The 20,248-nt window shown below is 72.3% G+C and carries 18 protein-coding genes, 1 tRNA gene and 1 pseudogene; 7 read left to right on the top strand and 13 right to left on the bottom strand.

Annotated elements, in window-relative coordinates; genetic code table 11:
• Positions 1 to 9: 9 nt before the first annotated feature.
• The 3 genes from ACFV88_RS12350 to ACFV88_RS12340 all read right to left on the bottom strand — a co-directional run bounded on the left by ACFV88_RS12350 (position 10) and on the right by ACFV88_RS12340 (position 3,123).
• Complete coding sequence (locus ACFV88_RS12350; protein WP_385489207.1) at positions 10 to 1,602, bottom strand: Stp1/IreP family PP2C-type Ser/Thr phosphatase; 1,593 nt, start codon at positions 1,600 to 1,602, stop codon at positions 10 to 12.
• 128 nt (positions 1,603 to 1,730) lie between these two features.
• Positions 1,731 to 2,243: an FHA domain-containing protein gene (locus tag ACFV88_RS12345; protein ID WP_385489205.1), complete on the bottom strand. Its 513-nt coding sequence runs from the start codon at positions 2,241 to 2,243 to the stop codon at positions 1,731 to 1,733.
• A 10-nt stretch (positions 2,244 to 2,253) separates the two neighbouring features.
• Positions 2,254 to 3,123, bottom strand: a complete 870-nt coding sequence (locus ACFV88_RS12340) for an FhaA domain-containing protein (protein WP_385489202.1) — start codon at positions 3,121 to 3,123, stop codon at positions 2,254 to 2,256.
• Positions 3,124 to 3,899: 776 nt separating this feature from the next.
• Here ACFV88_RS12340 and ACFV88_RS12335 point away from each other — a divergent pair.
• Positions 3,900 to 3,983 (top strand) — tRNA-Leu (locus ACFV88_RS12335).
• Between the two features lie 205 nt (positions 3,984 to 4,188).
• Here ACFV88_RS12335 and ACFV88_RS12330 read toward each other — a convergent pair.
• Together ACFV88_RS12330 and ACFV88_RS12325 are read right to left on the bottom strand one after the other, a co-directional pair.
• A complete protein-coding gene (locus ACFV88_RS12330) occupies positions 4,189 to 5,082 on the bottom strand; it encodes an NAD(P)-dependent oxidoreductase (protein ID WP_385489199.1) in 894 nt (297 codons plus the stop codon).
• A 92-nt stretch (positions 5,083 to 5,174) separates the two neighbouring features.
• Complete coding sequence (locus ACFV88_RS12325) at positions 5,175 to 5,507, bottom strand: nuclear transport factor 2 family protein (RefSeq protein ID WP_385489197.1); 333 nt, start codon at positions 5,505 to 5,507, stop codon at positions 5,175 to 5,177.
• 304 nt (positions 5,508 to 5,811) lie between these two features.
• On the opposite strand from ACFV88_RS12325, the gene ACFV88_RS12320 reads away from it, so the two are divergent.
• The gene (locus ACFV88_RS12320; protein ID WP_385489194.1) at positions 5,812 to 6,522 is read left to right on the top strand and encodes a TetR/AcrR family transcriptional regulator; all 711 of its coding nucleotides are present in this window, start codon (positions 5,812 to 5,814) and stop codon (positions 6,520 to 6,522) included.
• Between the two features lie 100 nt (positions 6,523 to 6,622).
• Here ACFV88_RS12320 and ACFV88_RS12315 read toward each other — a convergent pair whose 3' ends face one another.
• Both ACFV88_RS12315 and ACFV88_RS12310 read right to left on the bottom strand, forming a co-directional pair.
• Complete coding sequence (locus ACFV88_RS12315; protein ID WP_385489193.1) at positions 6,623 to 8,065, bottom strand: MFS transporter; 1,443 nt, start codon at positions 8,063 to 8,065, stop codon at positions 6,623 to 6,625.
• A gap of 286 nt (positions 8,066 to 8,351) precedes the next feature.
• Positions 8,352 to 10,610: a heavy metal translocating P-type ATPase gene (locus ACFV88_RS12310; protein WP_385489191.1), complete on the bottom strand. Its 2,259-nt coding sequence runs from the start codon at positions 10,608 to 10,610 to the stop codon at positions 8,352 to 8,354.
• 215 nt (positions 10,611 to 10,825) lie between these two features.
• Here ACFV88_RS12310 and ACFV88_RS12305 point away from each other — a divergent pair, with 215 nt between their 5' ends.
• Positions 10,826 to 11,821, top strand: a complete 996-nt coding sequence (locus tag ACFV88_RS12305; protein WP_385489189.1) for a hypothetical protein — start codon at positions 10,826 to 10,828, stop codon at positions 11,819 to 11,821.
• 100 nt (positions 11,822 to 11,921) lie between these two features.
• On the opposite strand, the gene ACFV88_RS12300 is transcribed toward ACFV88_RS12305, so the two are convergent.
• Positions 11,922 to 12,581 (bottom strand): FMN-dependent NADH-azoreductase, encoded by a 660-nt coding sequence (locus ACFV88_RS12300; protein ID WP_385489186.1) that lies wholly within the window; start codon positions 12,579 to 12,581, stop codon positions 11,922 to 11,924.
• 333 nt (positions 12,582 to 12,914) lie between these two features.
• On the opposite strand from ACFV88_RS12300, the gene ACFV88_RS12295 reads away from it, so the two are divergent.
• The 4 genes and pseudogenes from ACFV88_RS12295 to ACFV88_RS12280 all read left to right on the top strand — a co-directional run bounded on the left by ACFV88_RS12295 (position 12,915) and on the right by ACFV88_RS12280 (position 16,434).
• Entirely contained in the window at positions 12,915 to 13,247 is a 333-nt protein-coding gene (locus tag ACFV88_RS12295; RefSeq protein WP_385489408.1) for a winged helix-turn-helix transcriptional regulator, read from the top strand.
• A 97-nt stretch (positions 13,248 to 13,344) separates the two neighbouring features.
• Positions 13,345 to 14,895, top strand: coding sequence for a DUF2252 domain-containing protein (locus tag ACFV88_RS12290; protein ID WP_385489405.1), 1,551 nt, complete (start codon positions 13,345 to 13,347; stop codon positions 14,893 to 14,895).
• Positions 14,896 to 14,998: 103 nt separating this feature from the next.
• Positions 14,999 to 15,865, top strand: a pseudogene (locus ACFV88_RS12285) (hypothetical protein); the annotation flags it as partial.
• A gap of 239 nt (positions 15,866 to 16,104) precedes the next feature.
• Entirely contained in the window at positions 16,105 to 16,434 is a 330-nt protein-coding gene (locus tag ACFV88_RS12280) for a rhodanese-like domain-containing protein (protein WP_385489403.1), read from the top strand.
• Between the two features lie 62 nt (positions 16,435 to 16,496).
• Here ACFV88_RS12280 and ACFV88_RS12275 read toward each other — a convergent pair whose 3' ends face one another.
• The 5 genes from ACFV88_RS12275 to paaA are packed head-to-tail and all read right to left on the bottom strand — an operon-like array spanning position 16,497 to position 20,221.
• Positions 16,497 to 17,552: a 2Fe-2S iron-sulfur cluster-binding protein gene (locus tag ACFV88_RS12275; RefSeq protein ID WP_385489183.1), complete on the bottom strand. Its 1,056-nt coding sequence runs from the start codon at positions 17,550 to 17,552 to the stop codon at positions 16,497 to 16,499.
• The gene (paaD, locus tag ACFV88_RS12270; RefSeq protein WP_385489180.1) at positions 17,552 to 18,136 is read right to left on the bottom strand and encodes a 1,2-phenylacetyl-CoA epoxidase subunit PaaD; all 585 of its coding nucleotides are present in this window, start codon (positions 18,134 to 18,136) and stop codon (positions 17,552 to 17,554) included. Before paaD ends, ACFV88_RS12275 begins: the two co-directional genes overlap by 1 nt.
• Positions 18,130 to 18,924, bottom strand: a complete 795-nt coding sequence (gene paaC, locus ACFV88_RS12265; RefSeq protein WP_385489177.1) for a 1,2-phenylacetyl-CoA epoxidase subunit PaaC — start codon at positions 18,922 to 18,924, stop codon at positions 18,130 to 18,132. The genes paaD and paaC overlap by 7 nt, the downstream gene beginning before the upstream one ends.
• On the bottom strand, positions 18,921 to 19,211 hold the full coding sequence (paaB, locus tag ACFV88_RS12260; protein ID WP_385489175.1) for a 1,2-phenylacetyl-CoA epoxidase subunit PaaB: 291 nt from the start codon (positions 19,209 to 19,211) through the stop codon (positions 18,921 to 18,923). The genes paaC and paaB overlap by 4 nt, the downstream gene beginning before the upstream one ends.
• Complete coding sequence (paaA, locus tag ACFV88_RS12255; RefSeq protein ID WP_385489172.1) at positions 19,208 to 20,221, bottom strand: 1,2-phenylacetyl-CoA epoxidase subunit PaaA; 1,014 nt, start codon at positions 20,219 to 20,221, stop codon at positions 19,208 to 19,210. Before paaA ends, paaB begins: the two co-directional genes overlap by 4 nt.
• Positions 20,222 to 20,248: the final 27 nt, after the last annotated feature.

The raw sequence follows: 20,248 nt of genomic DNA, 5'->3' as shown, positions 1-20,248 counted from the left end.
CACGGCTGCTTACTGCTTACCGCACAGCGAGACCAGCTTCCGCTCCTCGTCGGAGAAGCTGGGGCCGGGTGTGGGTGTGGGCGTGGAACTGGGCTTGCGGCTCTCGCTCGCACCGGGCGTCGGCGTGGGGGCCTGCTTCATGCTCGCGGGCCGCGCCCCGCCCCCACCGGTCCCCTCCGGGGCGGTGGTCTGCCGGGGAGCGGCCGGCGGTGCCGACTCCTTGGGAGCTCCGGTGGTGCCGCCCGCCTCGCCCTCGCCGGGCTTCGCGTTCGCGCGCTCGGCGCTGCGGCGCTCGGCGTCCTTCTTGCAGGCGGACGCCTGGGTGGCGAGTTCGTTGATCTTGTCGGTCGCCTGGGCGAGACCGCCCTCGGCGATCGTCGTCTCCACCTGCTTGCGCTGGTAGGGCGGGAGGTACTTGAGTTCGATCTCGGGGTGGTCCTTCTGGACCTTCGACAGGCTCACCCACGCGAGGTCCTGGCTGATGCCCCGGTACAGCGCGACGTGCTGGCCCTTGGTGCCGACGTAGTACTGCGTCTGCGTCCAGCGGTACCCGCCGTACAGCGCTCCGCCCGTCACGGCGAGCGCGAGGACCAGGAAGAGCGAGGTCTTCAGCCAGCGGCGTCCGCCGCGCTTCTTGGTGAGGTCGTCGTCGGCGTACGCGCCGAACGCCCCGTCCGGCGCGTAGTCGTCGCCGCTGCCGGGCGGCCCGAACTCGCCGCCCCGGCCGCCTCCTTGGCCGGGCACCGGACGACCGAGGCCGGAGGCGCGGCCGGCCGGGGTCTGCATCGCACTGCCCTCGTGGAGCTGGTGCTGGTTCTCGGCGACCGCGCCGACCACGACGGGGGTGTCGGACAGGCTGACGGCCAGGGTGTCGTTGCTGTCGATGTCGAGGACGTCGGCGACGATCACGGTGATGTTGTCGGGGCCGCCGCCGCGCAGGGCGAGCTGGATCAGCTCCTGCACGGTCTCCTGGGGCCCCTGGTAGCTGGCGAGGGTCTCCTCCATCGTCTGGTGGGAGACGACGCCGGAGAGGCCGTCGGAGCAGATCAGGTACCGGTCACCGGCCCGGACCTCACGGATCGACAGGTCCGGTTCCACGTGGTCACCGCTGCCGAGCGCGCGCATCAGCAGCGAACGCTGCGGATGCGTGGTGGCCTCCTCCTCGGTGATCCGGCCCTCGTCCACGAGCCGTTGCACCCAGGTGTGGTCCTGGGTGATCTGGGTGAGGACGCCGTCCCGCAGCAGATACGCCCGGGAGTCGCCCACGTGCACCAGACCGAGGCGCTGACCCGTCCACAGCAGGGCGGTGAGCGTGGTGCCCATGCCCTCCAGCTGCGGGTCCTCCTCGACCATCATCCTGAGCTGGTCGTTGGCGCGCTGCACGGCCGTGCCGAGCGAGGTGAGGATGTCCGATCCGGGCACGTCGTCGTCGAGCGTGACCAGCGTCGAGATCACCTCGGACGAGGCGACCTCGCCGGCGGCCTGGCCGCCCATGCCGTCCGCGATCGCGAGCAGCCGGGGACCCGCGTAACCGGAGTCCTCGTTGCCCTCTCGGATCATCCCCTTGTGCGATCCGGCGGCGAAGCGCAGTGACAGACTCATGCGCACCTCGCCCGTCGGCTCCGGGTACCTCCGCACCGTGCCCACCCTCCGGTCGGGAGCCCACCGGTGTCCGTCGTCGGTACCGCTCCGGCCCGCTCGCTCCGCTGGCGCTCATTCATGACGTAGTACTACTTCCGCAGCTCGATGACGGTCTTGCCGATGCGGATCGGCGAGCCCAGCGGAACCGGGGTCGGGGTCGTCAGCCGTGCCCGGTCGAGATAGGTGCCGTTGGTGGACCCGAGGTCCTCCACGATCCACTGGCCGTCACGGTCGGGATAGATCCTGGCATGCCGGCTGGAGGCGTAGTCGTCGTCCAGCACGATCGTGGAGTCGTGGGCCCGGCCCAGCGTGATCGTCTGCCCCTGGAGGGCGACCGTGGTGCCCGTGAGGGTGCCCTCGGAGACGACGAGCTTGGTGGGGGCGCCGCGCCGCTGGCGTCCGCCGCCCTGCTGGCCGCGCTGTTGTGGAGGCGCGGCCTGGCGGGCGGTCTGCTGCGCGCGCCCGCTGTCGCGGCGCGCACCGCGCTGGGTCACGCGCGTACCGAACAGGTCGCTGCGGATGACCTGGACGGCCACGATCACGAACAGCCACAGAACGGCCAGGAAACCCAGCCGCATGACCGTCAGGGTCAGCTCTGACATTGCCCCCGCTTCACCCTTCGGCTTGCCGATAAATGATGGTGGTGCTGCCCACGACGATCCGCGAGCCGTCGCGGAGCGTAGCGCGGGTGGTGTGCTGCCCGTCCACCACGATGCCGTTGGTGGATCCGAGATCCTGGATCGTCGAGGGCGTTCCGGTCCGGATCTCACAGTGCCGGCGGGACACGCCGGGGTCGTCGATCCGCACGTCGGCTTCGGTGCTGCGGCCGAGCACCAGCGTCGAGCCGGAGATCTGATGGCGGGTGCCGTTGACCTCGATCCAGTGCCGCGTCTGGGCTCCCGGCGGCGGGCCGAGGCGGTGCTCCGGTCCGCCGCCGCCGGGGCGGCCGGGGGGAGCGGAAGGCATGGGAGGGGCACCGGTGGGCTGGTTCGGATAGCCGTACCCGCCGCCGGGACCGCCGGGACCGCCGGGACCGCCACCAGGGCCGCCGGGGCGGCCGGACGGGGCTGGAGCCGCCGGGGCCGGTCCACCGCCGGCCTGGGAGGTGCTGGAGGCGAGGGTGCGACTGCGCACCCGGTACAGGCCGGTGTCGAGGTCCTCGGCCTTCTCCAGGTGGACCTTGATCGGTCCCATGAAGGTGTACCGCTGCTGCTTGGCGTAGTCGCGGACCATCCCGGACAGTTCGTCGCCGAGCTGGCCCGAGTACGGACTCAGGCGCTCGTAGTCCGGGGTGCTCAGTTCCACGATGAAGTCATTGGGAACGACGGTCCGGTCGCGGTTCCAGATCGTCGCGTTGTTGTCGCACTCGCGCTGGAGCGCGCCGGCGATCTCCACGGGCTGGACCTCGGACTTGAAGACCTTGGCGAAGGTGCCGTTGACCAGACCTTCGAGGCGCTGCTCGAACTTCTTCAGGACTCCCATGGGGCACCTCCTCCTTCGCTGTCGTCCTGGTACTGCTTACTGATCGTATCCACGCGTCGGTCGATCGGCTGGTTCCCCCTGCTCTCGCAGGCCCACGAGTGTCGACCTTCACAGCACCGCCCCGTGGTGGGCCGGTGATCCGTCCGTGAACGGTCGCCCCGCGCCGGTCCCCTTCCGAACCCCTTCCCCGCCGTGTCCGTGCCATGGCCCCTCGACAACGTGTTCCCAGGGGGATCGTAGAGGGGCCCCCGAGTCAGTGTCCCGCACACGGCGAGCACTCCGGTCCATACCGGTGGGACGGAGCACGCCTGGTGCCGGGTTGAGACAGGGTGGGGACCGCGGCGGTGCCGTGTGACGTCCTCCCCTCCCCAAGAACGCTCGGGTGCGGGGGTGCGTTCCATGTCGTTCGGTGTTCCTTGGTGTTCCTTGGTGAGGGTGTTCGCCGGTGTGATCTGCCCTGTACGTTCCCCGCGGCTGAGCCGGTGCATGCGGGCGGTCGGCGCGTCGGGCGGTCCGGGTTCCGGTCGCCGGTCCAGGGGGCGTGCTCGCGGCGGGACGTTCCCTGCCTTCGCGGAGCCCGTCCGGTGACCGCGCGGGCACGCTCCGCAGCACGGTCCGTGGGGGCGACCTCGCAGGTGGGGGGCGTTGCGCGGTGGGGGCGCGGGGCGTCGGGGTGCGCCGTATATATGGATGTGAACGCACCCTCCCCAGCGTGCTAATCTTCTGCATGTCGGAAGGCGCCGCACCACCAGTGAGGCACCGGAGACAACACCCACGCGCGGGTGGCGGAATAGGCAGACGCGCTGGATTCAGGTTCCAGTGCCCGAAAGGGCGTGGGGGTTCAACTCCCCCCTCGCGCACAGCAGGAGCACCGTTGAACGGTGCCTCCGCAGAACGACGAAACGGTCGTCATCGTAATCACGGTGACGGCCGTTTCGCTTTGTCCGGGCACCTGCGGGCGCGGTATGCGCGGCGCCCGCAGGTGCCCGGCCGGGCCGTGAATCCGGAGCGCGCATCCCCGTGATCCCGGGGATTCACGACCCGCCCGGTCCCTCGTGGGGAGGGTCAGCCGGTGGGCTTGCGGAACTGTTCGATCATCGCCGCGTAACTGTCGTCGGCACGGCCGTCGGCTGCCGCACGTGCGGCCAGCTTCAGGAAGAGGTTCGGCAGTTCGGTGCTGACGCCGAGCGCCTCGGTCTCCTGGAGCAGGTGCTCCATCCCGCCCAGATGGACGGCGAGGGTGGCGTCGTCGGCCGGGTACCCGCCCTCGTCTATCTGCTGCGCGTACGCGGCGACGTAGGCGCTCGTCACGTTGATCGCGGTGCTGGCCAGCGGCGCGAAGGTCGTCGCCTTGACGTTCGCGGCGCCCAGCAGCGCGGCGCCCTGGAAGAAGCCGTTCAGGACGCTCCACATGATGCTCAGCACCGACATGTCGTACAGGGCGGACAGGCCGTGGTCCTCGTCGAGGTAGACGGTGCCGGTCTCGCTGAGCGCCGCCAGGGTGGAGCGGTGCTCGTCGAAGGCGGTCTGCGGGCCGGAGTACAACAGCACGGCGTCGGCGGTACCGATGGCCTGGGGCAGGGCGAGGATCGCCCCGTCGAGATAGGTGCTGCCGATCCCGGCCGCCCACTCGGCGGCTTCGCGTGCCCGGGCGGAGCTGGACGTGGTCAGGTTGACGAGGGTGCGGCCGGCCAGCGAGGGCCCGACCGGGTCCAGCAGCGCGTGCACGGCGTCGTAGTCCGAGACGCAGACGACGACGAGCGGGCTCGCCTCGACCGCGCTGCGGACCGAGTCGGCCAGGGTGGCGCCGCTGGCGACGAGTCCGTCGGCCTTGGCCGCCGAGCGGTTCCAGACGGTCGTCGGGTGACCGTTCGCCAAGAAGGCCGTGGCCAACGCATGGCCCATCAGTCCGAGGCCGATGACGGTGACCGGCGGTCGCGGGGCGGAAAGCGGGGACATGTGTGCTCCTGCGCATGCTCGTGCGGCACGGGCCGCGACGGGTGGGGTGGGGCCGCCGTTCCGGGCGGCGGTCCAGGGGTGTTGCGGGTGCCTCAGGCGAAGAACCCGACGATGCTGCGGATGCGGTCCCCGGAGAACTCGACGACGTCGTGACCGGTGTTGGTGGCGTCGAGTCTCCAGCGGAACAGCGCACGGTCGTGGTGGGCGCCGATCACGGCGTCGAGGGTGAACTTCAGATCACCGAAATCCGCTCGGACCCGGTCGATCCAGGCGGACAGTTCGGCGTGTCCGCGTAGGCCCGCCTGGTGGGGGTCGGTGTAGAGCGAGTCCTCGACGAGGACCGACTTCATCAGCGTCGTCCGGGCCGCGGCGTCCTGCTCGTTCCAGACGTCGAGGTAGGCGTTGATCACATCGGTGGTGCTCATGTGCTGGTTCCTTCCCGAGGGGGAGGTTCGCTGGGGTCGCGGAACGGATCTGCGCGGGTCGACCGGGTCGACCGGGTGGCGGTGGCGGGCGTCCGCGGCCCGCGAGGAGCACGTCCGGCGTGACGCGGTGCGCCTCGCCGTGCCGACGGGGGACTCCCGCGGGTTCCTACCGGCCATGCCGGGACGAAAACCCTTCTCCGGTCACGAACCCCCCGGTCTCCTCGATCCTATATGCCGTCTCATTGTTAAACGGCGTTTAGTTGTTGCACGACGTAGATTAGACCAACTCTGTAGACTGTCAAGCGTGAGCGACCCCACGACGAGCCGTCGCGACCGGCTGCGAGCCCAGACCAGCGCCGAGATCAAGGCGATCGCCATGCAGCTCATGGCGGACGGCGGCCCGAGCGCCATTTCGCTGCGCGCGATCGCCCGTGAGATGGGCATGACGGCCAGTGCGATCTACAGCTACTTCGCCACGCGCGACGACCTGATCACGACGCTCATCGGCGACGTCTACACCTCGGCGGTCGATGCCGCCGAGGCCGCCCGCGACGCGGTGCCGGAATCCGATCCGGGCGCCCGGATCATGGCCTGGGCCCAGGCCATGCGCACATGGGCGTTGGCCAACCCCGAAGGCTTCCGGCTGATCTACGGCGACCCGGTGCCCGGGTACCGTGCACCCGACGACGGCCCCGGCCAACAGGCCGAACTGCGCGCCTGTAGCGCCCTGCTCGGCCTCGTCGACGCGGCCTGGCCGACGGCCCGGGTGCGTCGGCCCGAGGGCCGTGCCTACGACTGGGCCGACTTCCACCCGGATCTGGTGGCCCACGCCCGCGAGGACTTTCCGGACCTGCCGCCGGCCGGCGTCGCGATGACGCTCAGCGTGTGGGGCCGCATGCACGGACTCTTGGCCCTGGAGATCTACGGCCACCTGCGCACCTTCATGCACGACCCGGGCACCGTCTACCACGACGAGATGTATGACTTCACCGTCTCCCTCGGCCTCGGTTCGTGACGACGGTCCGCCGTCCACGGTGGGCGCGCACGGGGGAGCCCCGGCGGTGAGGTGAGTCACCGCCGGGGCTCCCCCGGTGTCCGCGGTCGTGCCGGGCGGTTCAGGCGCCCGTGCGCACCTCCGGGCTGACCGCGGCGTCCCCGGTGGACGCCGGTGATCCGGCGTCCCGGCCGCGCATCAGCAGCGCGGTGAGGGCGGCACCGGCCGCGGCGACGGCGGCGGCCCCCAGGAACGCGGAGCTGAACCCGTCGGTCAGCGCGGGCAGGTTGCCCAGTTCGCCCGCGCCCTGGGAGGTGGCGAGCGCGGTGAGCGCGGCCAACCCGAGTGCGGAGCCCACCTGGTAGGTGGTGTTGACGATGCCCGAGGCCAGTCCGGCCTGCTCCTGCGGGACCCCGGAGATCGCCGACATCATCGCCGGGATGTAGGCCAGGGACATGCCCGTCGCCGCGACCAGCGAGGCGGGCAGCACGTCCACCAGGAAGGTGCCGGTCGGCTCGACGGCGGACAGCCACAGCAGGCCGCCGGCCAGGACCAGCAGACCGCTCACGATCAGCGGCTTGGCCCCGAAGCGCCCCAGCAGCCGTGCGGTGATCAGCGTCATGAAGACCATCAGCAGACCCGTCATGGGCAGCAGCGCGGCCCCGCTGGCGAACGCCCCGTAGCCCAGGACCTGCTGGAGGTACAGGTTGAGGAAGTACCACATGGGGATCCAGGCGGCGCCCAGCAGTGCCATCGACAGGTTGGAGATGCCGAGGCCGGGGGTGCGCCAGACGCCCAGCGGCATCAGGGGGGTCCGGACGGACCGCTGCACCAGGAGGAAGAGGGCCAGGAGCGCGGCGGCACCGATCAGCTCCAGGACGGTCTCCGTCGAGCCCCAGCCCACCTCGGGGGCGCGGACGATCGCGAAGACGGCGAGTGCCAGTCCCGCGGTGACGAACACCGCGCCGAGGACGTCCACCGAGCCGCGGCGACCGGCGACGGAGGGCAGGATCCCGGTGGCGAGCAGGGTCGCGATGCCGATCGGGACGTAGATGATGAAGATCCAGGGCCAGCTGGCCCACTCGGTGAAGACGCCGCCGAGGAACACTCCGGCGGTACCGCCGGCCGGGGCCGCCGCGCCGTAGAGGGCGAGCGCCTTGCCCAGCTCCTTGGTGTTGTGGCCGAAGAGCATCATCAGCAGGGTCATCGACGCCGGTGCGATCAGCGCACCGCCGACGCCCTGCACCGCGCGGCCCACGATCTCGACCCAGGCGGTGCTCGCCGCGGCGGCCACCACCGAGCCGGCGATGAGGACGACCCAGCCGGAGACGAAGACCCGGCGGGCCCCCAGCAGGTCGGACAGGCGTCCGCCCAGCAGGAGCAGACCGCCGAAGGCGATGACGTAGGAGTTGAAGACCCACTGGAGGTCCCCCTGGGAGAAGCCCAGGTCACGCTGCATCTCGGGGAGCGCCACTCCGATGATGGAGGTGTCCATGATCACCATGAACTGGGCGGTGGCCAGCACGAGAAGCGCCCACCAGCGCCGTGGGTTGACAGTTGACATGGGTCTGCCCCTTCACTCGGTTAGGTACCCCAGGGGGGTATCTCTGAGGCTTTGACAATATACCCCCCTGAGGTATTCCGGAAGGGTGGGTGGAGAGTCGATTCCGCACGGTGCGCGGGCACTTCGCGGGGGGCCGGTCGGCGGGGCATCGGCCGGGGCGCGGGGCCGGCTGTGCGGGACCGCCCGGGTGGGGCCGGCCGGGTGCGGGCGGCGGGCATGCGAAGGGGCCCCCGTTCCGGTCGGTCGACCGGAACGGGGGCCCGTGGTGGGGGGCGGGGCGGTTGGGTCAGCTCGCGGCGCGGAAGCTCCGCAGACGCAGGCTGTTGCCGACCACGAAGACCGAGGAGAACGCCATCGCGGCGCCCGCGATCATCGGGTTGAGCAGGCCCGCGGCGGCCAGCGGCAGGGCGCCCACGTTGTAGGCGAACGCCCAGAACAGGTTGGACTTGATGGTGCCGAGGGTCTTGCGGGACAGCCGGATCGCGTCGGCCGCCGACCGCAGGTCCCCGCGGACCAGGGTCAGGTCACCGGCCTCGATCGCGGCGTCGGTGCCCGTGCCCATCGCCAGTCCCAGATCGGCCTGGGCGAGCGCGGCGGCGTCGTTGACGCCGTCCCCGACCATCGCCACCGAACGGCCCTCGCCCTGGAGGCGCTTGACCACGGCGACCTTGTCCTCGGGCATGACCTCCGAGATGACCTCGTCGATGCCGACCTCGCGGGCCACCGACTCGGCGACCGCCTTGTTGTCACCGGTCAGCAGGATCGGCGTCAGCCCCAGGCCGCGCAGCCGGCGCACCGCCTCGGCGCTGGTGTCCTTGATCGCGTCCGCGACCTCCAGCACCGCGCGGGCCTGACCGTCCCAGGCGACCGCGATGGCGGTCCGTCCGGCGGCCTCGGCCTCCTCCTTGGCCCGCTTCAGGTCCGCGGGGAGCTCCATCGCCCACTCGGCGAGCAGCCGCTCACGACCGACCAGGACCGCGTGGCCCTCGACGATGCCCTGCACGCCCAGGCCGGGCACGTTGGCGAAGTCCTCGGGGACCGGCAGCGGTCCGGCCTTCTCCTCGGCGCCGGTGACGACGGCCCGGGCGATGGGGTGCTCGGAGGAGTGCTCCAGGGCGCCCGCCAGGCGCAGCACCTCGGTCTCGTCCTGGCCCTCGGCGGTGTGCGTGCGCAGCAGGGTCATCCGGCCGGTGGTGACCGTTCCGGTCTTGTCCAGGACGATCGTGTCGACCTTGCGGGTGGTCTCCAGGACCTCGGGACCCTTGATGAGGATGCCGAGCTGGGCTCCCCGGCCGGTGCCGACCATCAGTGCGGTCGGGGTGGCCAGGCCCAGGGCGCACGGGCAGGCGATGATCAGTACGGCGACGGCCGCGGTGAACGCGGCCGTCATGCCGGCGCCGTTGCCGAGCCAGAAGCCGAGCGTGCCCAGGGCGAGGGCGATGACCACGGGGACGAACACCGCCGAGATGCGGTCCGCGAGGCGCTGGGCCGCGGCCTTGCCGTTCTGCGCGTCCTCGACGAGCTGGGCGATCCGGGCGAGCTGGGTGTCGGAGCCGACCCGGGTGGCCTCGACGACCAGCCGTCCGCCGGCGTTGAGCGTGGCGCCGGCGACCGCGTCGCCGACCTTGACCTCGACCGGGACGGACTCGCCGGTCAGCATGGACGCGTCCACCGCGGACGAGCCCTCCACCACGGTGCCGTCGGTGGCGATCTTCTCGCCGGGACGGACCAGGAACCGGTCGCCGACCGCGAGCTGGTCGGTGGGGATCAGCTCCTCGCGGCCGTCGCGCAGGACGGTGACCTCCTTGGCGCCCAGTTCCATCAGGGACCGCAGGGCCGCGCCCGCCTTGCGCTTGGAGCGGGCCTCGAAGAAGCGTCCGGCCAGGATGAACGCGGTCACTCCGGCCGCGGTCTCCAGGTAGATGTTGGCCGCGCCGTCGCCGCGGGCGATCGTCAGCTCGAAGGGGTGCGTCATGCCCGGTTGGCCGGCGGTGCCGAAGAACAGGGCCCACAGGGACCACAACAGGGCGGCGATGGTGCCCACCGAGATCAGCGTGTCCATGGTGGCGGCGCCGTGCTTGGCGTTGGTCCAGGCGGCCCGGTGGAAGGGCCAGGCGGCGTAGACGACGACCGGGGCGGCCAGCGTCAGCGACAGCCACTGCCAGTACTCGAACTGGAAGGCCGGGACCATCGCCATCGCGATGACCGGGACGGACAGCACGACCGCGGTCACCAGGCGCTGGCGCAGCGGGCGCAGTTCGTCGTCCTCCGCGTCCGTCGTGCTCTGCGCCGGCGCGCTGCCCGCGGCGGCGGGCGGCGGGGGCGGTGCGGCCGTGTAGCCGGTCGCTTCGACCGTGGCGATCAGGGCCTCGACGTCGACCGTGCCGGAGTAGGTGACCTTGGCCTTCTCGGTGGCGTAGTTGACGGTCGCCTCGACGCCCTCCATCCGGTTGAGCTTCTTCTCGATGCGGGCGGCGCACGAGGCGCAGGTCATGCCGCCGATGGCCAGCTCGACCTGTTCGGTCGGGGCGAGCGTGCTGCTCATCACTGCTCCTCGGTAGTCGGCCCTGGGCGGAGGGCTGTCTGATGCTTCCCAAGATACCCTGTGGGGGTATCTGCGTCGAGTCCATGTATACCCCCACCCCCTATCGAAGGCAAGGTTTTCCGGGGAGTGGAAATATACCCCCTAGGGGTATAGATTGCAGGGGTGGGGCAGCGGCTAGGCGCCCACGCCCGTCGACGCCACGAGGAGCAGTAGCCATGAACACCGCAGTGAGGATCACCGCATACGCCGCAGTGCTGGCGGCGGCCTTCGGTACGGCCTTCGGGGTGGGCACCGGCATCGACCCGGTGAATCCCGAGCCCGCGTCCCACGGCAAGCACGGGTCGACCACCGCGGAAGTCGGCGGGTCCGGCGGGTCCGGTACCGGTGGGGCGGGGGACGCCGGGGAGCGGCCCGGGGGGCTCCAGGTCTCCGAGAAGGGGTACGCCTTCGAGCTGAAGACCCCGCGGATCGCCGCCGGGCGCGAGAGCGACCTCGCGTTCGTGATCCGGGACGGGAAGGGCGGGGCGCTCACCTCCTTCGCGCGGGAGCACGGCAAGGAGCTCCACCTCATCCTCGCCTCGCGCGATCTGAACACGTACCGGCACCTGCACCCCGAACGGGCCGCCGACGGCACCTGGAGCACACCGGTGAAGCTGCCCGCGGCCGGCGACTACCGGCTCTTCGCGGACTTCACGCCCGGCGACGGCAAGACCGGGAACCTGACCCTCGGCCGGGACCTCGCGGTCTCGGGCGCGTACCGGCCCGGCGAGGCGCCCGCGCCCTCCCGGACGACCACCGTGGACGGGTACACGGTCACCCTGGCGGGTGGGTTGCGGCCGGGGTCCGCCGAGGAACTGCGGCTGAAGGTCAGCAAGGGCGGTCGGGACGTCACCGACCTCCAGCCCTACCTGGGGTCGTACGGCCACCTGGTGGCGCTGCGCGCCGGTGACCTCGCCTACCTCCACGTCCACCCGAACGGCGAGCCCGGCGACGGGGTGACGAAGCCGGGCCCGGAGGTGTCGTTCACCGCCACGGCACCCAGCGCGGGGACGTACCGGCTGTTCCTCGACTTCCAGCACGAGGGCGAGGTGCGCACGGCCGCGTTCACCGTGCGGGCCGGCGGTGCCCAGGCCGGCGGCGCTGAGGAGTCGGGCGACCCGGCCGGTACGGAGCGGCCCGCGAAGCCCGAAGGCGACGGACACGAGCACTGACCCGGAAACGCCGGTGGGGTACGGAGCGACCGCTCCGTACCCCACCGGCGTTCTGCTTCCCGGGCGTCAGCGCACCGGACCTCCCCGGACCGTCAGCGCGTCACGCGGCGGAGGTGACGAGCCGGTCGGCGAGGGACTTCGCCTTGACGTCCGCCTCCTCCAACGCCCGCTCGCGGGAGGCGTCGGCGAGCGGGATCAGCTCGGACATGGCCGGGTTGGAACGCGCCAGCGTCAGCTCCGGGACGATGAAGTCGACCTCCAGCGAGAGCATCTCGGTCAGCACGGCGCCCAGGTAGTTCTGCACGTACTCGAAGGGCTCCCGGGGGGTGCCCGGGGCGTACGAGCCGCCGCGGCTGGCGACGACCGTGACGTGCTTGCCCTTCAGCGTCGACTCGGGGCCCGCGGTCCGTCCCGGGAGGATCACCTGGTCGAGCCACGCCTTGAGCGTCGAGGGGATCGAGAAGTTGTACATGGGGGCGCCGATCAGCACGGCGTCCGCGGCCTCCAGCTCCTCCACCAGGGCGATCCGGCCGGCGAACGCGGTGACCTGCTCGGCGGAGTGCGTCGACGGGTCGGCGAACCCGGCGGAGGCGGCGATCCCGTCGAGGTGCGGCACGGGGGTCGCGGCCAGGTCGCGGTAGACGACCGAGCCGTTCGGGTGCTGCGCCTCCCAGGCCTCGCGGAAGGCGCCGGTCACGGTGCGCGAGGTCGATCCCGCGGACGGGAAGAGGGACGAATCCAGGTGCAGGAGGGTGGCCATTCAGGTCTCCAAATCGGGTGACGGGCAGCCTGCGGGTGCCCGTGGGCACACGGCGCCGGATGCCGCACGGGGGTGCTGAGGACTGCTCTTCCTTTCGCAGCTATTAGTAACACAGCTACTTACTTTTTTTCATCCCCTGGGATGGCGGGCAGTACCCTGGACCGCATGGCGGCCCCGGAGAGCAACGCAATGGACGTGGCGACGGACGTGACGGGCGGGACGGACGTGACGGACGTCTCCACACGTCCCGCGGCGACACCCCGCGACGCGGACGGGGGCGCCGGACCCGCCGTGCGTCACGGCCCCGGAACGTGCGCCACGGTGGACGGCGGGATGACCCGGGTGTTCGGCCTGCTCGGGAAGCGCTGGACCGGGCTGATCATCGCCGTGCTCCTGGACGGCCCCGTCCACTTCTCCGAACTGCGCCGCGCGATCCCCGGGATCAGCGAACGGATGCTGTCGGACCGGCTCAGCGAACTGGCCGGCGAGGGCCTCGTCCTGCGGGAGGTCGTGGAGGGCCCCCCGCTGCGCGTGGCGTACCGGCTGACGGAGTCGGGAACCGCCCTCAAACCCGCGCTCTCCGCGCTCGGACTGTGGGCCGAGACCTACCTGCCCGAGAAGGCCAAGGCGTGCCGGGAGCAGATCGTGCCCGAAGACCAGCGCTGAGCCGCGCACGGGACGGGTACCGTTTCGGCCCATCGGTGTGCGTGGCGCACGCCGGTGCGACGCGGTGCAGGAGGGGGACGTAGTGGCTGAGGATCTGGTGGGAGTGCGGACCGGGGCGGGCGCGGTGCCCGGGGTCGACGCCGACGGGACGGGTACGGGGGTGGGGGCGGGCCCGCGGTTCACGGTGGACGGCGCGCTCGTCGCGGACGTCCCGCCGGGCGTGCCGCGGTCCGTGCGGCTGCCGAGGGTGCGGGGGTTCGCCGACGGGTTCCCCGGCGTGGACGGGCCCGCCGGGCAGGACGGGCCGAACCCCTCGGTGAAGGACGCCGGCAAGGCGCTGCGCACCCGTGTTCCCCGCGCTGCGCACGCCCGCCTGGACCTCGCCGACGGGCGCCCCGACGCGGTCGCCGCGGTCGAGGAGTCCAACCGGGGCCGGCTGTCGGAGCTGACCCCGATCCGGGTCGGCAGGATGGCCGCGAGCCCGTTCGCTTTCCTGCGCGGAGCCGCCGGGCTCATGGCGTACGACCTCGCGCGCACCCCCACGACCGGGGTCGGCGCCCAACTCTGCGGTGATGCGCACGCGGCGAACTTCGGTCTGTACGGGGACGCCCGCGGTGAACTCGTCATCGACCTCAACGACTTCGACGAGACGGTGCACGGCCCCTGGGAGTGGGACCTCAAGCGGCTCGCCACCTCCCTCGTCCTGGCCGGCCGGGAGACGGGCGCCAAGGACGACACCTGCCGGCGGGCCGCCTTCGACGCGGTCGGCGCCTACCGGCGGACGATGCGGTTGCTGGCGAGGCTCCCGGCCCTGGACGCCTGGAACGCCATCGCCGACGAGGAACTCGTCTCCCACGCCGACGCCCAGGACCTCGCCGGCACCCTGCGCAAGGTCGGCGAGAAGGCCCGCAACAACACCAGCGGCCGGTTCGCCGCGAAGGCGACGGAGGCCGTACTGGGCGGCGGCCGGCAGTTCGTCGACGCCCCGCCCGTGCTGCGCCGCGTCCCGGACGCGGAGGCGGCGGCCGTCGCGGCCTCCCTCGCGCAGTACGTGGACACCGTCGCCGAGGACCGGGTGCCGCTGCTCGCCCGGTACAGCATCCAGGACGTGGCGTTGCGGGTCGTCGGCACGGGCAGCGTCGGCACCCGCTCGTACGTCGTGCTGCTCCTGGACCACCGGGGGGAGCCGCTGGTCCTCCAGGTCAAGGAGGCCCGGCCCTCCGCGCTCCTCCCGCACCTGGTGACCGCCGGGTTCGCCGCCCCCCGCGCCGAGCACGAGGGTCGCCGGGTGGTGCTCGGCCAGAAGCGCATGCAGGTGGTCAGCGACATGCTCCTCGGCTGGACCACCGTGGACGAACGCCCTTACCAGGTGCGCCAGTTCCGCAACCGCAAGGGCAGCGTCGACCCCGCGGCCCTCGCCCCGGACCAGTTGGACGACTACGGCCGCATGACGGGCGCCCTGCTGGCCCGGGCCCATGCGCACAGCGCCGACCCCCGGGTCCTGGCCGGCTACTGCGGCAAGAACGACGAGTTCGACGCGGCGGTGGCGGCCTTCGCGGTCGCCTACGCGGACCGTACGGAGGCGGACCACGCGGTGCTGGTGAAGGCGGTGCGGGGCGGCAGGATCGCCGCGGAGACGGGCGTGTGACCCGACGGTTCGCCAAGGTGCCCGGCCGGGCCCGGCCGGGGGCCCCGCCGGGAGATGCGACGAGGGCGGTCGTGCGGTGCGGCCGGTGGCCTAGGGTGGTCGGGTGACGAGTCCCGAAGCCGAGGGCGCTGAGCCTGTCGAGGCCCCTGAGCCCACCGAGCCCACTGGGCCCGGTGGTCCTGCCGAGCCCGTCGCCGCGCGTCCCGAGGCGCGGCTGGAACGTGCCGTGCGGGCCGCCGAGCAGGCGTTGATCGAGTACGAGATCGCGGTCGAGACGTTCCGCATCGAGGTCGACAACTTCTCCCGGCTGCACCACCAGAAGCTGGGCCCGATGTACACGCGGCTCGACGAACTGGACGCGCGGATCGCCGAGGCGCGGGCCACCCTCAGCGGTGCGGCCGAGGACCGTCGTCTCGCGGACGAGGCATGGGCCCGGGTGATGCCGATGCCCGCCGTGGAGGAGCTGTTCCAGGGCTGGCTGTCCGGGGACGGGCTGTCCCCGGAGGCGGAGGCGATGCTCACCGAGCAGCCGGTGCGTCCGCCGGACCGGGTCCGGCCCAGTGAGGGGGCCCGGAAGCTGTTCCGGGAACTGGCCCGCAAGGCGCACCCCGACCTCGCCCAGGACGAGCCCGAACGCCAGCGGCGCGAGGAGTTCATCACCCGGGTCAACACGGCCTACTCCCGGGGCGACGAGGCCCTGCTGCGGGAGCTGGCCGAGGAGTGGGCGGCGGGCCCCGTGCCGCCCGAGTGGCAGCCGACCCGGAGCGAGGAGCTGTACGCCCGGCTGGAGTGGCTGTCCCAGCGCAAGGAACTGCTGACCGTCGTCGCCGGCGAACTGGAGGACGGCGCGATCGGCGCGATGCTGCGGATGGCCCCCGACGACCCGGACAGCCTGTTGGACGAGATCGCCGAGCAACTGCTCGCCCAGGTCAGCCAGCGGGAGGGCGAACTGGCGGAGCTGGTGGCCCAGCTCGCCGAGCGCGGACTCGATGCGGCGGCCATCTCGGAACGGTCCATCCCGGTGCCCGGCGTGGACCCCGCGGACCTGCCCAAGCACCGGTCCCGGACCCAGCCCCACCAGGGTTCCCACCCCGTGCCGGAGCCGCCGGCCGAACCCCGGGACTGAACCCCCGGTCCGGGCCGACGCCAGGCCGACGCCAGGCCGGCGGCGGGTCGGGTAGCGTCGTAGGCATGCATTTCGGATCTGGTGTGCCCACGGTCGGTGTCCCCGACCTCGCGGACGGTGACTTCCTGTTGGACGTCCGTGAGGCCGACGAGTGGGAGGCGGGGCACGCGCACGGAGCCCTGCACATCCCGATGAGCGAGTTCGTCGCCCGCTACGGGGAGCTGACCGAGGCCGCTCCGCAGGACGGCCGGGTGCACGTCATCTGTCGTTCGGGCGGACGCTCGGCCCAGGTCACGGCGTACCTGGTGAACCAGGGGCTGGACGCGGTGAACGTCGAGGGCGGCATGCAGCTCTGGGAGGCCGCGGGGCGCCCCGTGGTCACCCCGCAGGGCCAGCCGGGCACCGTGGTCTGACCCCGCCGGCATCCTGTCCGTCGGGCTCGGAGGGCTCAGACGGCTCAGATGGCTCGGACGGCTCAGCGGTCGAAGTCCAGCTCCACTTCCTCCGTCACCGGACGGGACTGGCAGGCCAGGACGAACCCGGCGCCCGTCTCCTCCGGCTCCAGCGCGAAGTTGCGGTCCATGGTGACCTCGCCGGAGACCAGGAAGGCCCGGCAGGTGCCGCACACCCCGCCCTTGCAGGCGTAGGGGGCGTCGGGGCGGTTGCGCAGGACCGTGTCGAGCAGCGTCTCGCCCCCGCGGGCCGGCCAGCTCCCGGCCCGCCCGTCCAGGTGCGCGGTGACCTTGCTGTGCGCGGGCGGTGCGGTGGCGGGCGGTGGCGGGGCGGCGTCCACGTGGAAGACCTCCTCGTGGATCAGCGACCGTTGCACCCCGAGGTCGCGCAGCGCCCGCTCGGCGCCCTCCACCAGCCCCAGCGGCCCGCACAGGAACCAGCCCGCCACCCGTTCCACCGGGAGCAGCGCGGGCAACAGCGCGGTCAGCCGTTCGCGGTCGAGCCGGCCGGCGGGGAGCCCGCTGCGCCGTTCCTCCCGGGACAGCGCCGTCACCAGGTGGAACCGGTCCGGGTAACGGTCCTTGAGGTCCGCCACCTCGTCCAGGAACATCGTCGACGCAGTCGTCCGGTCGCCCCGCAGCAGACAGAACCGGGCCTCGGGTTCCCGGGCGAGCAGCGTGTGGGCGATGGACAGCACCGGGGTGATGCCGCTGCCGGCGACGACCGCCGCGTACTGCCCGGGGGCGGGTTCCAGGGTGAAGCGGCCCGCCGGGGTCATCGCCTCCAGCTCGTCGCCGACCGCGACCTGCTCCAGCGCGTACGTCGAGAAGGCGCCGCCGTCGACCAGGCGCACGCCCACCCGTAGCGTCCGCGGGCCCGTCGGACCGGGGGCCGGCGAACAGATGGAGTACGTACGGCGCACCTCGGTGCCGTTGACGACGCGGCGCAGTGCCAGGTGTTGACCGGGGGCGTGCCGGTAGGCGGTGCGCAGTTCTTCCGGAACGGCGAGGGTGAGGGCCACCGAGTCGTCGGTGAGCCGGTCGACCGCGGCGACCCGGAGCGGGTGGAAGCGGGCCATCACAGTTCCTTGAAGTGGTCGAAGGGCTCCGCGCAGGCACGGCAGCGGCGCAGCGCCTTGCACGCGGTGGACGAGAACCGGCTGAGCAGTTCGGTGTCGGTGGAGCCGCAGAGGGGGCAGGCCACGGGCGGGAGGTCGGTCGGGTCGGTGCGAGGGTGCGCGGACCTCGTGTGGGTGGGGCCCAGCGGTACCGTCACGGGGCCGGTGGCGGGGCCGGTGCGTGGTGGGGCGATGCCGAACGCGGCGAGCTTGCGGCGGCCCTCGTCGGTGATGTCGTCGGTGCTCCAGGCGGGGGCCAGCACGGACCGGACGGTGACCTCGGGGACGCCGTGCTCGTGCAGGGCCCGTTCGATGTCGGCCGCCATCACTTCGACTGCGGGGCAGCCGGTGTACGTGGGGGTGAGGTCGACCTCGACGCGGCCCGGGCCGAGCAGCCGGACCGCGCGCAGTACGCCCAGCTCGGTGAGGGTGAGCACGGGCAGTTCGGGGTCGGGCACCGCGCCGGCGACGAGTCGGAGCCGTTCCTCCAGTGCGGTGTCCGCACCGGCTGCGGGGCTCCGGGCGCCGCCGGCCGCCCTCACCACGACGCCCCCGGGTGGCTGCGGTGCAGGTGCTGCATCTCGGCCAGCATCCGTCCGAAGGGCTCGGTGTGCACTCCCTGCCGTCCGCCGCCTGCGCTCCAGGCGCCCGAGGACGGGCCTTCGGGCAGGTCGAGCGTGGCCGCGCGCAGGGTGGCGCCCACCGATTCCCGCCAGGCGGTCCGCAGCGCGGCCCAGTCGAGGTCGAGGCCGGCCAGCGGCTCGAACATCTCCCCGGTGTACCGCCACAGTGCGGTGGTCGCCCGCCGCATGCGGTGGTGGCTCTCCTCGGTGCCGTCGCCCAGGCGCAGGGTCCACTGCTCGGCGTGGTCCTGGTGGTAGGCCACCTCCTTCACGGCCTTCGCCGCCAGCGGTGCGAACTGCGTCGACCCGTCGGCCAGCCCGGCGTAGAGCAGCCGTTGGTACGTCGAGAAGTACAGCTGCCGCACGACGGTGTGGGCGAAGTCGCCGTTCGGCTGCTCGACCAACTGGAGGTTGCAAAACGCCCGCTCCTCGCGCAGGTACGCCAACTCGTCCTCGTCGCTGACCGTCGACAGCAGGACCCGGGCCTGACCGAGGAGGTCCAGGGCGATGTTCGCCAGGGCCACCTCCTCCTCCAGCACGGGGGCGTTGCCGGCCCATTCGCCGAGGCGGTGGGAGAGGACCAGGGCGTCGTCACCCAGGGCCAGTGCGGTGGCGGTCGGTGCGGTGTCCGTGGCGGCTGGTGCCGTGGCACTGCCCGTGCTGCCCGCGGTGGCCGGGGCGTTGAGGGCGTTCGGGACGGGGGGCGTCACAGGTGCTGCACCCCTTCCGGGATCTCGTAGAAGGTCGGGTGCCGGTAGGGCTTGTCGGCCGAGGGGTCGAAGAACGGGTCCTTCTCGTCCGGGGAGGACGCGGTGATCGCGGTGGAGGGCACCACCCAGAGGGAGACCCCTTCGCCGCGCCGGGTGTAGAGGTCGCGCGCGTTGCGCAGGGCCAGCTCCGCGTCCGGGGCGTGCAGGCTGCCGGCGTGGGTGTGGGACAGCCCGCGCCGGGACCGTACGAAGACCTCCCACAGGGGCCAGTCCGTCGGGTCGTTCATGCCGTCGCCCTTCCGTCCGCGTCGGTGCGCCGCTTGTGGGCGTGGGCCGCCGCCGCTTCCCTGACCCAGGCGCCCTCCTCGTGGGCCCGGCGGCGCCGGGTGATCCGCTCCTCGTTGCAGGGGCCGTTGCCCTTCAGGACCTCCCGGAACTCCTGCCAGTCGATCGCGCCGTAGTCGTGCCGGCCCCGCTCCTCGTTCCACCGCAGGTCGGGGTCGGGGAGCGTCAGGCCCAGCGACTCGGCCTGGGGCACGCAGATGTCCACGAAGCGCTGGCGCAGTTCGTCGTTGGAGTGGCGCTTGATCTTCCACGCCATGGACTGCGCCGAGTGCGTCGACTCGTCGTCCGGCGGGCCGAACATCATCAGCGACGGCCACCACCAGCGGTCCACCGCGTCCTGGGCCATCGCGTGCTGCGCCCCGGTGCCCCGGCTGAGGGCGAGCAGCAGCTCGTACCCCTGGCGCTGGTGGAAGGACTCCTCCTTGCAGACCCGGACCATCGCCCGGGCGTAGGGGCCGTAGGAGCAGCGGCACAGTGGGACCTGGTTGGTGATCGCGGCACCGTCCACGAGCCAGCCGATGGCACCGACGTCGGCCCAGGTCAGGGTGGGGTAGTTGAAGATCGAGGAGTACTTCTGGCGGCCCGAGTGGAGCTTGTCCAGCAGTTCCTCGCGGCGGACGCCGAGGGTTTCCGCCGCGCCGTAGAGGTACAGGCCGTGCCCGGCCTCGTCCTGCACCTTGGCCATCAGGATCGCCTTGCGGCGCAGGGAGGGGGCGCGGGTGATCCAGTTCGCCTCCGGTTGCATGCCGATGATCTCTGAGTGGGCGTGCTGGGCGATCTGGCGGACCAAGGTGGCGCGATAGGCGTCCGGCATCCAGTCCCGCGGCTCGACCCGCTCGTCCGCGGCCACCGTGGCGTCGAAGGCCGCTTCGAACAGGGCGGTGCGCTCCGCGTCGGCCCGGGCGCCCGTGGGTTCCCCGCCGGACGTCCGCCGTGCCGATGCTGTCGTCATGCCTACCCCTCCTGGGCCGACCGATCG

Source organism: Streptomyces sp. NPDC059816 (assembly GCF_042732055.1).
Lineage (GTDB): Bacteria > Actinomycetota > Actinomycetes > Streptomycetales > Streptomycetaceae > Streptomyces.
This window is presented reverse-complemented; position numbering and strand designations above follow the sequence as displayed.